This is a genomic window from Rhodanobacter spathiphylli B39 (assembly GCF_000264295.1).
GTDB lineage: Bacteria > Pseudomonadota > Gammaproteobacteria > Xanthomonadales > Rhodanobacteraceae > Rhodanobacter > Rhodanobacter spathiphylli.
In genome coordinates this window covers 110,856-123,320 of sequence record NZ_AJXT01000037.1, presented here as the reverse complement: position 1 = coordinate 123,320, position 12,465 = coordinate 110,856, and the positions used below count along the sequence as shown (strand labels likewise).

Here is a 12,465-nt window from a genome sequence, read left to right as displayed (position 1 = left end):
GGCGCGGAAGCGGGGTGGCCTTTCTCTTGGGTTACTTTCTCTTTGGCCACTCAAAGAGAAAGTGACTCGCCCTCCGAAGGAGGACGAAAGCTTTTGCTCTTGATGACGGCAAGGCACGAAGAATCAAGGAAGCAGATCAAAAGCAGACCCCACCCCGGCCCTCCCCTGCAAGCAGGGGAGGGGGAAAGGCGCGCCTCAATCGATCGGCGTATGCCGATACGTGCTCACGTCCGCGGCTTGCACTGCCCCCGCCTGGTTCGACCACGACTGGCGGATGTAGCTGACCACCGCCGCGACGTCCTCGTCGCTCAGTTGCTGCGCGAACGGCGGCATCGAATACGGTTGGGGGTTGCCCGCGGTGACCGGGGCGAAGCCGCCCAGCAGCACGCTGCGGGTGGCGTTGATGCCGGTGGGTTCGGTGACCGAAGTGTTGCCGTCCAGTGGCGGATAGATGCCGGCCACGCCCTGGCCGTTGTCGCCGTGGCAGTCGGCGCAGCGCTGGGCGTACAGCTTGCCGCCCTGCTCGTGGCTGGCCGCGCGCTTGAACGGCGCGGCGGCCACGGCCGGTGCGCGTGGCGGCAGCGATTGCAGATAGACGGCTATCGACTGCAGGTCGGCGTCGGTCATGTGCTGGGTGCTCAGGCGCACCACGTCGGCCATCGGTCCGAAGGCGGCTCCTTTCGACGACTGGCCGGTCTTCAGCAGGTCGACGATGTCCGGCGCACTCCAGCCCGCGAGGCCGCCGCCGGCCTGGGTGCTGAGGTCGGGCGCGTACCAGTTCATCGCCGGGATCTGGCCGCCGGTGAGGTGGCGATCCTGCTCGATGCCGCCCAGCGAATCGCGCGTGGTGTGGCATTCGTTGCAATGGCCCAGGCCCTGCACCAGGTAGGCACCGCGGTTCCATTCGGGTGACTTCGCCGGTTCGGTCTGGAACACGCCCGGCTTGAAGTACAGCGCACGCCACGCCAGCAGGCTTTTGCGCACGTTGTACGGAAAGTCGAGGCCAGGCTCGCTGTTGGGGCGCTGCACCGCCGGCAGCGATTTCAGGTAGGCGAAGATCGCCAGCGCGTCGTCGCGGGTGACCTTGGTGAACGAGGTATAGGAGAACACCGGATACAGCAGCTGGCCATGGCGACCCCTGCCGTCGTGCAGCGCGCGCCAGAAGTCGTCGAAGTTCCACTGGCCGATGCCGGTTTCCGGATCGGGCGTGATGTTCGGCGCGGGCACGTCGCCGAACGGCGTGGCCAGCGCGCGACCACCGGCGTAGCGCTGGCCGTCGCGGGCGGTGTGGCAGGCCGCGCAATCGCCGGCGGTGGCCAGGTATTCGCCCCGCGCGATGATGGCCGGATCATGCAGTGCGGCGGCATCGGCATCACGCTGCGCCGGCGACGACGTTGCCAGCTGGCTGCGACCGGCGAACACCCACGCCAGCACGCCGACCAGCAACAGCAAGGCCAGCCACCACCAGCCACGTCGCAGCCGGCTCATGGCGCCACCCCGCTGTGGCCCATCACGCACCAGCCGGGCAACGGCTCGGTCTGCGCACTGGCCGGTGCCGGGTGCAGGTCGGACGGCGGTTGCTGACTGGCCAGCCATGCCGCTACCGCGGTGATGTCGGATTCGCGCATGCGGTTGGCCACCACGCCCATGCAATACGGGCCTTCAGCCGCGCGGGTGCGGGTGCGCCACGACACCAGCTGCGCGCTGAGGTAGTCGTAGGACAGGCCCATCAGCCCGGGCATCATCGGCTGCACGCCGGTCAGTTTCGCGCCGTGGCAGCTGACGCACGACGGCACGCCGCGGGTGGAGTCGCCGCGCAGCACCAGCTGTTCGCCGCGGCGCAGGGTTTCGCTCGATACCGGCGGCACCGGCAGCTTGCGATACGGCACGTCCTGCTGCGCGAAGTATTCGGCGATCTGCCGCAGATAGGCCGGACCGAGCTGGCGCACCACGTATTCCATCGGCGCGTGCTGGCGCTGGCCGGTCTGGAAGTATTCCAGCTGCTGCAACAGATAACCCGCCGGCTTGCCGGCCAGGCGCGGGATCAGCACGTTGTCCGGCGTGCCCGCACCGTGCGCGCCATGGCAGCTGGTGCACGCGGCGACGCGTTGCTCGGTGGTGTCGGGCACCGGCGCCGCGGCGCTCTGCGGGGTGGCGGCGGACGCCGCGGCGCTGGCGCCGAAGGCGAGCAGCACGACGCCCGCGCGGAGCTTCGTGCGCAGGGAAAGGGACAGGTTCATCCGCCAATTGTAGGCCTGCGCAAGCGGCCGCTTCGGACTCGCGACAACCTGCCGCAGGCCGGCGGCGTCGCCATTCCGCCCGGTTCCCGCCACGAAAAGGTTGCAGATGAATCTGTTGACCGCAGCGCAGCAATCCCCGTAAGGTCGAGCACATGTCGCCGCTTTCCACGCCCGCACGCATGCACCGCGCACCGGTCCACACCGGTCGCATGGCGTCGTGCGCCGGCGTTGCCGCCGCGATGACCACCACCACGATTACCACCGGTACCGGTACCACGGGTTCCGGGCGGGGTGTCGTGCGTAGGTAAGTTTTCTACACGCAACGGCCCGCCCTCGACGAGGCGGGCCGGCTCACACCGACACGCCAGCGAGATCGGGCCTCCAAGGGAGAGGCCGTCGTGATCACCTGTGCACCCGAGCAAGTCCAGCATTTTCCGTTGCGGCCGCCGATGCCGCCACACACCGCCAGCACGCGTCGCCGCGTGCTGGCGATCGGCGTGATCGGTCCCGGCCGGGTCGGCAGCGCGCTGCTGGAACAGTTGCGCACGGCGCAGGCACGACTGGCCCGCGACAGCGGACTGGAACTGAAGCTGTGCGGCGTGGTGGCCAGCAAGCGCATGTGGCTGGACTGCGACGACGCCGAGCTCAACGCCCGGCACGACGGCGCGCAGGTCTGGCGGCCGAATGACCTGGACGCGTTCGCCGAACACGTCCGCGGCAACGACGGCCGCCACGCCCTGCTGATCGACTGCAGCGCGAACGACGAGGTGGCGGCGCACTATCCGCGCTGGCTGGCCGCCGGCCTGCACGTGGTGACACCGAACAAGCTGGCCGGCAGCGGGCCGCTGCCGCGCTGGCAGGCGATCCGCGCGGCCTGCGCCGGCGGCGCGCGCTTCCGCTACGAGGCCACCGTCTGCGCCGGCCTGCCGGTGGTGCAGACGCTGCGCGACCTGCTCGACACCGGCGACGAGCTGCTGGCGGTGGACGGCATGTTCTCCGGCACCCTGGCCTGGCTGTGCAACCGCCACGACGGCCGCCAGCCGTTCTCCGCGCTGGTGCGCGAGGCGCATGCGCTGGGCTATACCGAGCCCGATCCGCGCGATGACCTGTCCGGCCTGGACGTGGCGCGCAAGCTGGTGATCCTGGCGCGCGAGGCGGGCTGGCCGCTGTCGCTGGAGGATGTCGACCTGCAGGGCCTGGTGCCGCCGGCGCTGGCCGCGCTGCCACGCGACGACTTCATGCAGCGGCTCGACGAACTGGACGCGCCGATGGCCGCGAAGCTGGCCGAGGCGCATGCCGAAGGTGGCGTGCTGCGCCACGTGGCCCGGCTCGACCGGCACGGCCGCGCCAGCGTGCGGCTGCAGGTGCTGCCCGCCAGCCACGCCTTCGCGCATACCCGGCTGACCGACAACATCGTGCAGTTCACCACCCGCCGCTACTGCGATAATCCGCTGTCGGTACAAGGCCCCGGCGCCGGTCCGGAAGTGACCGCCGCCGGCGTGTTCACCGACCTGCTGCGCATCGCCGAGTCGCTGGAGGCGCGCGCATGACTTCCTCATTGTCGGAACCCGTCATGGCTCCATCGCACCCCGCCGCCCGCCCGCCCGTCGCCTGCGCCTTCGCCCCCGCCAGCGTCGGCAACGTCGGCGTCGGCTTCGACCTGCTCGGCCACAGCGTGGCCGGCGCCGGCGATCGCGCCCAAGTGCGCCGCATCGACGAGCCGGTGGTGCGCATCGCGGCGATCCGCGGCTGCGTCACGGAGCTGCCCACCGACCCGCGCGCAAACACCGCCGGCACCGCCCTGCTCTCGCTGCGCGCCGCGCTCGACCTGCCCTGCGGTTTCGAACTGGTGCTGCACAAGGGCATCGCGCTGGGCTCGGGCATGGGCGGCTCGGCCGCCTCGTGCGTGGCGGCGCTGGTGGCGGCCAACGCCCTGCTCGACCAGCCGCTTTCGCGCGAGGCGCTGTATGCGTTCGCGCTGGACGGCGAGGCGGTGGCCAGCGGCAGCCGGCACGGCGACAACCTGGGCTCGATGCTGCTCGGCGGGCTGGTGCTGGCCACCCACGAGCGCCTGCTGCGCATCGACGTGCCCGACGCCTGGCACTGCGCGCTGGTGCATCCGCACGTGGTGCTGGAAACGCGCAGGGCCCGCGCGGCACTGGCCGGCAACTACGCGCTGGGCGAGTTCGTGGCGCAAAGCACCCATCTCGCCCTGGTACTGGCCGGCTGCTATCGCGGCGATGCTGCACTGGTGCGCGAGGGCTTGAAGGACGTACTGGTGGAGCCGCGCCGCGCGCCGCTGATCCCCCATTTCGCGCAGGTGAAACAGGCCGCGCTCGATCACCACGCCCTGGGCGCCAGCATCTCCGGCGCCGGCCCCAGCGTGTTCGGCTGGTACGACAACCGCCGCGACGCCGAGGCGGCCAGCGTGGCGATGCAGGCCGCGTTCGCCGACGCCGGGCTGGACAGCGATGCGTGGGTGTCGCCGGTCAACGGGCCGGCGGCCACGCTGATCGATTCGCTCGGGGACGACGCATGAACGCGTCCATCCGCTACCACAGCACCCGCAGCGCCGCGCCGACCGTGCCGATCAGCCAGGCGATCGCCGCCGGGCTGGCGCCGGATGGCGGACTGTACGTGCCCGAACGGCTGCCGCGCCTCGACCCGGCCACGTTCGACCCGCACGGCACGCTGGCCGACACCGCCGCCACCTTGCTGGCGCCGTTCTTCGCCGGCGATGCCCTGGCCGACGACCTGCCCGCGATCTGCGCCGAGGCGTTCACCTTCGACGCGCCGCTGCGCGCACTGCCGGCGCATCCGGGCACCTTTCTGCTGGAGCTGTTCCACGGTCCCACCTCGGCGTTCAAGGATTTCGGCGCACGCTTCCTCGCCGCCTGCCTGCGTCGTCTGCCACGCAGCGATGCGCGACCACTGACGATCCTGGTCGCCACCTCGGGCGACACCGGCGCCGCGGTGGCCGCGGCGTTCCATCGCCAGCCGAACGTGCGCGTGGTGATCCTGTATCCCGATGGCCTGGTCTCGCCGCGCCAGGCGCACCAGCTCGGCTGCTTCGGCGACAACGTGACCGCGTTGCGCGTGGCCGGCCGCTTCGACGACTGCCAGCGCATGGTCAAGGCCGCGCTCAACGACGCCGAACTGCAGGCACAGATGCCGCTGTCCTCGGCCAACAGCATCAGCCTCGGCCGCCTGCTGCCGCAGATGAGCTACTACGCCCATGCCGCCCTGGGCTGGTGGCGCGAACACGGCACGCCGCTTGACTTCATCGTGCCCACCGGCAACCTCGGCAATGCGCTGGCCTGCCTGTGGGCGCGCGAGATCGGCTCGCCGATCGGCGAGGTGCAACTGGCCTGCAACGCCAATGCGACGTTGCCGGAGTTCTTCGCCGGCGAGGACTACCGGCCGCGCGAAGCGGTGGCCACCATCGCCAACGCGATGGACGTGGGCGCACCCAGCAATTTCGAACGGTTGCGCTGGACGTTTCCCGACGAAGCGGCGTTGCGCCGGCTGCTGCTGGCGCAGAGCGTGGACGACGACACGATCCGGCAGACCATCCGTCAGCATGCGCGCGGGCAAGGCGAGGTGATCTGCCCGCACACCGCGACGGCCATGCACCGTCTCGACCGGCTGCGCGGCAGCGGCGACCAGCGGCCCTGGGCCGTGGTGGCCACCGCCCACCCGGCCAAGTTCGAAAGCATCGTGGAGCCGCTGATCGAGCATCCGGTCGAGGTGCCCGCGGCACTGGCGAACATGCTCGCGCGCCGGTCCCATGCCGAACCCGTCGCCGCCAGCGATACCGCGCTGCGCGCCCGATTGTTGGCCGCCTTCGAAGCCTGATGTGCCGACCCGGGGCGTCTTGCAGGGCGCGCGGAACGCCACCGATTCGGCAGGGTTCGACCGGGATGCGGATTTCGCCGATGGTTTCATCTGCATCCATTTGGACGGATAGCCGTCCGAACGCGATTTTGACCGCTTAGAAGATTTCGTCATAAGATTTTTGTTGACAGCCGATGCGGGCATCGCTTACGGTCGATCACATGTCGCAGCGCAACAGCCACCGCAGCCTCGCCAATGGAAACCGTCTCCTGACGGTTGCCGGCCTGCTGCAGGCTCGCGGCACGCTCCTTCTTGCCCTCGTACTCGTACTCCTCATTACCAACGGAGGTGCGGGCTGAGGGCATGTGTCCAGGTAAATAGAAAACACCTGAAAACACCCAAAGAACCCCGCACCCGGTAACGGATGCGGGGTTTTTTTATGCCTTCGGCGACGCCCACACAGCGGAGCCATGATGAAAAACCCCGACCAGCACGACGCCCCCGCCAGCGACGACGACGTAGTCGCCGAACGCGTGCGGATCTTCGACACCAGCTTGCGCGACGGCGAACAGGCACCCGGTTTCTCGATGGACCGGCGGGCCAAGCTGCGCATGGCGCAGCAGCTCGAGGCGCTGGGCGTGGACGTGCTCGAGGCCGGCTTTCCACAGGCTTCGCCAGACGATTTTGCTGCGGTTGCGGAAATCGCCGGCACGCTGAAAAGCACCACGGTATGCGCCCTGGCGCGTTGCCAGGATGGCGACATCGACAGCGCCGCCCGCGCGCTGCAGGCGGCCCGGCACGCGCGCATCCACCTGTTCCTGTCGACCAGCCCGCTGCACCGCGAACACAAGCTGGGCATGAGCAGGGCGCAGGTGCTGGACACCGCGGTGCGCGCCATCGAACGCGCCCGCGACCATTGCCACGAAGTGGAATTCTCCGCCGAGGATGCGCTGCGCACCGAGCCCGAATTCCTGGCGGAGGTGTTCAGTGCCGCGGTGGCGGCCGGCGCCACCACGCTGAACGCGCCGGACACGGTGGGCTACACCACGCCGTCGGAAATCGTGGCGCTGTTCGAGTACCTGCGCCGCCACGTGGCGGGAGCGGAGCGCGTGATCTTCTCCAGCCATTGCCACGACGATCTGGGCATGGCGGTGGCCAACAGCCTGGCCGCGGTGAGCGCGGGCGCGCGCCAGGTGGAATGCACCATCAACGGCATCGGCGAGCGCGCCGGCAACGCCGCGCTGGAGGAAGTGGTGATGGCGCTGAAGGTGCGTGCGCCGCACTTCGGGGTGGACACGCGCATCGATACGCGCCAGCTGTATCCGACCTCGCGCCTGCTCACCGAGCTGACCGGCCAGGCGGTGCCGCGCAACAAGGCGATCGTGGGCGCCAACGCGTTCGCCCATGAATCGGGCATCCACCAGCACGGCATGCTGAAGCATCGCGGCACCTACGAAATCATGCGGCCGCAGGACGTGGGCATCGCCGCGACCAGCCTGGTGATGGGCAAGCATTCCGGCCGCGCCGCGCTGCGCCAGCGATTGCAGGCGATGGGCTACACGCCCGACGACGCCGCGCTGGACGACATCTTCACCCGCTTCAAGATCCTCGCCGACCACGGCCGCGAGCTGCACGACGAAGACCTGGAAGCGCTGGCGCTGGGCCGCGACCCGGACGCCGACGGCCCGTGGCACCTGGTGCAGTTGCACGCCAACTCGCACTTCGGCGGCGGCGCGTCGGCGTCGGTCAGGTTGAGCCACGACGACGGGCATCACGCCGCCGAGGCGGCGATCGGCGATGGCCCGGTCGACGCCGTGCTGCGCGCGATCGAACGCGCCACCGGCACGCCGCTGGAACTGACCCGTTTCCAGATCGACGCCATGGGCGAAGGCGCCGACGCGCCGGGCCATGCCCAGTTGAGCGCCCGCCATGCCGGACGCGACTGGCGCGGCCACGGCGACAGCACCGACATCGTCGAAGCCGCCGCGCTGGCCGCGCTGCTGATCGTCAATCGCATCGAACAACAGGCGTCCGCCGCCCCCGCCACCCGCAACCTGGGAGCCACCGCATGAACCCTGGCCACACACCTTTCGTCTGGCACAACGGCCGGATCAAGCCGTGGGCCGAGGCCAACGTCCACGTCAGCGCCCACGCGCTGCACTACGGCTCGTCGGTGTTCGAGGGCGAGCGCGTCTACGCCACGCCGCGCGGGCCGGCCTACTTCCGCCTGGCCGAGCACACGCGGCGGCTGTTCGAATCGGCCCGCGTCTACGAGATCGAGGTGGGCTACAGCGAGGACGAGATCAACGCCGCCTGCCTGGAGCTGATCCGCGCCAACGCGATGCCGTCGGCCTACGTGCGGCCGATCGTGTTCCGCGGCGCCGGCGGGCTGGGCGTGCTGGCGAAGGCGGACGCGCCCGTCGACGTGGCGCTGATCGCGCTGAACTGGGGCGCGTACCTGGGCGAGGCGGCCGAGCGCGGCGCCGACGTCTGCGTGTCCTCGTGGAACCGTCCCGCGCCGAACACCATCCCGAGCTGGGCCAAGGCCGGCGGCAATTACCTGTCGAGCCAGCTGATCGGGCTGGAGGCGCGCCGCAACGGCTACGACGAGGGCATCGCGCTGGGCCACAACGGCCTGCTCAGCGAAGGCGCCGGCGAAAATCTCTTAGTGGTGAAGCGCGGCAAGCTGCTCACCCCGCCATCCAGCGCCGGCATCCTGGCCGGCATCACCCGCGACAGCGTGATCACCCTGGCCGCGGACCTGGGCATTGCGGTGGAAGAACGCGAGCTGCCCCGCGAGGCTCTGTATTCCGCCGACGAAGTGTTCATGACCGGCACCGCCGCCGAGATCACCCCGGTGCGTTCGGTCGACCGCAAGGCGATCGGCAAGGGCATGCCCGGGCCGATCACCAAGGCGCTGCAGCAGGCCTTCTTCGGGCTGTTCGACGGCCGCACCGAAGATCGCCACGACTGGTTGAGCCTGGTGCACAACAAAGCTACGGCACAGGAGGCTGCGTAATGGCCGAGACGCTCTTCGAAAAAATCTGGAACGCCCACGTCGTCGCCGCCGAAACCGCGGACACGCCTGCGATCCTCTACGTCGACCTGCACCTGGTGCACGAAGTCACCTCGCCGCAGGCGTTCAGCGAACTGCGCCAGCGCGGGCTGAAGTTGCGCCGGCCCGTTCGCATGCTGGCCACGCTGGATCACTCCACCCCGACCCTGCCGACGAACGACGACGGCAGCCGGCCGTATGCGAACGTCGAGGCGCAGGCCCAGGTCGCGCAACTGGAGGCGAACTGCGGCGAGTTCGGCGTCGAGCTGCACGGCTGGGACAGCGAAGACCGCGGCATCGTGCACGTGATCGGCCCCGAGCTGGGCGCCACGCAGCCCGGCATGACCATCGTCTGCGGTGACAGCCACACTTCCACCCATGGCGCATTTGGAGCCTTGGCGTTCGGCATCGGCACCACCGAGGTGGGCCACGTGATGGCCACGCAATGCCTGCTGCAGCGCCGGCCCAAGACCATGGCGATCCATGTCGACGGCCAGCTGCCGCCGGGCGTGGGCGCCAAGGACCTGATCCTGCACATCATCGGCAGCATCGGCGTCGATGGCGGCACCGGTTACGTGCTGGAGTACCGGGGCGCGGCGATCGAGGCGCTCACGATGGACGAGCGCATGACCGTGTGCAACATGTCGATCGAGGCCGGCGCACGCGCCGGGCTGATCGCCCCGGACGACACCACGTTCGCGTGGCTGAAAGGACGTCCCCGTGCACCGCAGGGCGAAGCGTGGGAGCACGCGGTGGCGCAATGGCGCGCGCTGCGCAGCGACGACGGCGCACGCTACGACCGAGAGGTGCGCATCGACGCCGGCGCGGTGAAACCCACCGTCACCTACGGCACCCATCCCGGCATGGCGATCGCGATGGACGCGCCGGTGCCGGCGGCGACGAATGCGCAGGAACGCCGCGCGCTCGACTACATGCAGAGCCGCCCCGGCCAGCCGATGCAGGGCACGCCGGTGGACGTGGTGTTCATCGGCAGCTGCACCAACTCGCGGTTGTCCGACCTGCGCGAAGCGGCCCGCGTGCTGCGCGGCCGCCGCGTCGCCGACGGCGTGCGCATGCTGGTGGTGCCCGGCTCCGAGGCGGTGCGCCGCGACGCCGAGCGCGAAGGCCTGCACCACCTGTTCACCGCCGCCGGCGCCGAGTGGCGCGTGCCCGGATGCTCGATGTGCATCGCCATGAATGGCGACCTGGCCCAGCCGGGCCAGCTGGTGGTGTCCACCTCCAACCGCAACTTCGAGGGCCGCCAGGGCAAGGGCGCGCGCACCGTGCTGGCGAGCCCGGCGACCGCGGCCGCCAGTGCGGTGGCCGGGCGCATCGCCGATCCACGCGAGTACCTGGTGGAGGTCGCGGCATGAGCTTGAGTACGACCCGCTCCGCTTTGCCCCCTCCCCTGCTTGCAGGGGAGGGTTGGGGTGGGGTCGCTCTTGCGGCAAGAGCGCTACCCCCTCCCAGCCTCGCCCTGCAAGTAGGGGAAGGAGCCAAGGCTGCCAGTTCGAGGAGATCCGAATGAAACCCGTCACCCATATCCAATCCCGCACCGCCGTGCTGCCCGACGAGAACATCGACACCGATCGCATCATCCCGGCGCGCTTCCTGACCACGACTACCCGCGAGGGACTGGGCCAGCTGTGCTTCCACGACTGGCGCTACCAGGCCGATGGCAGCGACAACCTGGCCTTCCCGCTGAACCGGCCGGAGGCGCGCGGCTGCTCGATCCTCGTCGCCGGGCGCAATTTCGGCTGCGGCTCCTCGCGCGAACACGCGCCGTGGGCATTGCTCGATTACGGCATCCGCGCGGTGCTGTGCAGCGAGATCGCGGACATCTTCCGCGGCAACGCGCTGAAGAACGGCCTGCTCGCCATCGTCATCGATGAACTGGAGCACCGCTGGCTGCTCAAGCATCCGGGCATCGAACTGGCGATCGATGTGCGCGAACAGTTCATCGCCCTGCCCGACGGCGGCCGCATCCCGTTCCGCCTGGAGCCGTTCGCGCGGCATTGCCTGCTCAACGGCGTCGACCAGCTCGGCTATCTGCTGCAGCACGAAAAGGCGATCGCCCATTACGAACAACAGGAGCAAGCAGCATGAAGGCACGTATCGTCACACTGCCCGGCGATGGCGTCGGCCCCGAGGTCACCGCCGCCGCGGTGGCCGTGTTGCATGCCGTGGCCGCGCGCTACGGGCACGAGTTCGTCTTCGACGAGCAGCTGATCGGCGGCGGCGCCATCGATGCCACCGGCGAGCCGCTGCCGTCCGCTTCACTGGCGGCGTGCCAGGCCGCCGACGCCGTGCTGCTGGGCGCCGTGGGCGGCCCGAAGTGGTCGGACCCGAACGCGCCGGTGCGACCCGAGCAGGGCCTGCTGGCCTTGCGTGCCGCGCTCGGCGTGTACGCGAACCTGCGGCCGCTGCAGGTGCATCCTTCGCTGGCCAACCTGTCGCCGCTGAAGAACGACCGGCTCCGGCATGTCGACGTGCTGTTCGTGCGCGAGCTTACCGGCGGCATGTACTTCGGCGCACGCACGCGCAGCGCCGACGCCGCCACCGACGAGTGCAGGTACACCGTGGCCGAGATCGAGCGCGTGGTGCGCCGCGCCTTCGAGCTGGCCCGCGATCGCCGCCGCCACGTCACCTCGGTCGACAAGGCCAACGTGCTGGAGACCTCTCGGCTGTGGCGCAGCACGGTGCAGCGCATCGCCGCCGACTACCCCGACGTGAAGCTCGAACACCAGCTGGTCGACTCGATGGCGATGCTGCTGCTGACGCGGCCGAACCGCTACGACGTGGTGGTCACCGAGAACCTGTTCGGCGACATCCTCACCGACGAGGCCGCCGCGCTGGCCGGCTCGCTGGGGCTGCTGCCGTCGGCGTCGCTTGGCGATCGGGCCCCCTCATCCGGCCCTGCGGGCCACCTTCTCCCGGCAACGGGAGAAGGGAGTTCGGTGCGGCCTGCGGCCGCCTCGACCCTCATGGGCCTGTACGAACCGATCCACGGCTCGGCACCCGATATCGCCGGCCAGGGCGTGGCCAATCCGGTCGGCGCGATCCTCTCCGCCGCGCTGCTGCTGCGCCACTCGCTGCAGCTGGAGGCCGAGGCGGTCGCGATCGAGGCGGCAGTGGAGCAGGTGCTGCGGCACGGCCCGCACAGCCGCGACATCGGCGGACAGGCCGGCACTGCCGAGGTGCTCGATGCGGTGCTGGCCGCGATCGAGGATCACGCCGACAACGCCGCCGCGTTCTTCTGCGGAGCGCGCGCATGCGGCTGATGCGCACCCACGCTTTCCCCGGCGGACACAGGGACGTGTCCGCGCTTTCTGCTGC

At 70.1% G+C, this 12,465-nt stretch carries 11 protein-coding genes; 8 read left to right on the top strand and 3 right to left on the bottom strand.

The window, feature by feature from the left end:
* Positions 1-195: 195 nt before the first annotated feature.
* Entirely contained in the window at positions 196-1,488 is a 1,293-nt protein-coding gene (locus tag UU7_RS12330) for a cytochrome c (RefSeq protein WP_007808749.1), read from the bottom strand.
* Positions 1,485-2,240, bottom strand: a complete 756-nt coding sequence (locus UU7_RS12325) for a c-type cytochrome (RefSeq protein ID WP_007808747.1) — start codon at positions 2,238-2,240, stop codon at positions 1,485-1,487. Before UU7_RS12325 ends, UU7_RS12330 begins: the two co-directional genes overlap by 4 nt.
* A 398-nt stretch (positions 2,241-2,638) precedes the next feature.
* Between UU7_RS12325 and UU7_RS12320 the strand changes: the two genes are divergently transcribed.
* The 3 genes from UU7_RS12320 to thrC are packed head-to-tail and all read left to right on the top strand — an operon-like array spanning position 2,639 to position 6,095.
* Positions 2,639-3,790 (top strand): homoserine dehydrogenase family protein, encoded by a 1,152-nt coding sequence (locus UU7_RS12320; RefSeq protein WP_007808745.1) that lies wholly within the window; start codon positions 2,639-2,641, stop codon positions 3,788-3,790.
* 23 nt (positions 3,791-3,813) lie between these two features.
* Positions 3,814-4,779: a homoserine kinase gene (locus UU7_RS12315; protein ID WP_007808743.1), complete on the top strand. Its 966-nt coding sequence runs from the start codon at positions 3,814-3,816 to the stop codon at positions 4,777-4,779.
* Positions 4,776-6,095: a threonine synthase gene (thrC, locus tag UU7_RS12310; protein WP_007808741.1), complete on the top strand. Its 1,320-nt coding sequence runs from the start codon at positions 4,776-4,778 to the stop codon at positions 6,093-6,095. Before UU7_RS12315 ends, thrC begins: the two co-directional genes overlap by 4 nt.
* A gap of 149 nt (positions 6,096-6,244) precedes the next feature.
* Here thrC and UU7_RS18445 read toward each other — a convergent pair whose 3' ends face one another.
* On the bottom strand, positions 6,245-6,439 hold the full coding sequence (locus UU7_RS18445) for a hypothetical protein (protein ID WP_238530941.1): 195 nt from the start codon (positions 6,437-6,439) through the stop codon (positions 6,245-6,247).
* Positions 6,440-6,547: 108 nt separating this feature from the next.
* On the opposite strand from UU7_RS18445, the gene UU7_RS12305 reads away from it, so the two are divergent.
* The 5 genes from UU7_RS12305 to leuB all read left to right on the top strand — a co-directional run bounded on the left by UU7_RS12305 (position 6,548) and on the right by leuB (position 12,410).
* Complete coding sequence (locus UU7_RS12305; protein WP_007808739.1) at positions 6,548-8,146, top strand: 2-isopropylmalate synthase; 1,599 nt, start codon at positions 6,548-6,550, stop codon at positions 8,144-8,146.
* Positions 8,143-9,093: a branched-chain amino acid transaminase gene (locus UU7_RS12300; RefSeq protein WP_007808737.1), complete on the top strand. Its 951-nt coding sequence runs from the start codon at positions 8,143-8,145 to the stop codon at positions 9,091-9,093. Before UU7_RS12305 ends, UU7_RS12300 begins: the two co-directional genes overlap by 4 nt.
* Entirely contained in the window at positions 9,093-10,502 is a 1,410-nt protein-coding gene (leuC, locus tag UU7_RS12295; RefSeq protein ID WP_007808735.1) for a 3-isopropylmalate dehydratase large subunit, read from the top strand. The genes UU7_RS12300 and leuC overlap by 1 nt, the downstream gene beginning before the upstream one ends.
* Before the next feature lie 151 nt (positions 10,503-10,653).
* A complete protein-coding gene (leuD, locus tag UU7_RS12290) occupies positions 10,654-11,235 on the top strand; it encodes a 3-isopropylmalate dehydratase small subunit (RefSeq protein WP_007808733.1) in 582 nt (193 codons plus the stop codon).
* Entirely contained in the window at positions 11,232-12,410 is a 1,179-nt protein-coding gene (gene leuB, locus UU7_RS12285; protein WP_007808731.1) for a 3-isopropylmalate dehydrogenase, read from the top strand. The genes leuD and leuB overlap by 4 nt, the downstream gene beginning before the upstream one ends.
* The last annotated feature ends 55 nt before the right edge of the window (positions 12,411-12,465 follow it).

Coding starts and splice junctions, on each gene's coding strand:
- UU7_RS12330 (WP_007808749.1), bottom strand. CDS start 1,488: ATGAGCCGGCTGCGACGTGGCTGGTGGTGGCTGGCCTTGCTGTTGCTG.
- UU7_RS12325 (WP_007808747.1), bottom strand. CDS start 2,240: ATGAACCTGTCCCTTTCCCTGCGCACGAAGCTCCGCGCGGGCGTCGTG.
- UU7_RS12315 (WP_007808743.1), top strand. CDS start 3,814: ATGGCTCCATCGCACCCCGCCGCCCGCCCGCCCGTCGCCTGCGCCTTC.
- thrC (WP_007808741.1), top strand. CDS start 4,776: ATGAACGCGTCCATCCGCTACCACAGCACCCGCAGCGCCGCGCCGACC.
- UU7_RS18445 (WP_238530941.1), bottom strand. CDS start 6,439: ATGCCCTCAGCCCGCACCTCCGTTGGTAATGAGGAGTACGAGTACGAG.
- UU7_RS12305 (WP_007808739.1), top strand. CDS start 6,548: ATGAAAAACCCCGACCAGCACGACGCCCCCGCCAGCGACGACGACGTA.
- UU7_RS12300 (WP_007808737.1), top strand. CDS start 8,143: ATGAACCCTGGCCACACACCTTTCGTCTGGCACAACGGCCGGATCAAG.
- leuC (WP_007808735.1), top strand. CDS start 9,093: ATGGCCGAGACGCTCTTCGAAAAAATCTGGAACGCCCACGTCGTCGCC.
- leuD (WP_007808733.1), top strand. CDS start 10,654: ATGAAACCCGTCACCCATATCCAATCCCGCACCGCCGTGCTGCCCGAC.
- leuB (WP_007808731.1), top strand. CDS start 11,232: ATGAAGGCACGTATCGTCACACTGCCCGGCGATGGCGTCGGCCCCGAG.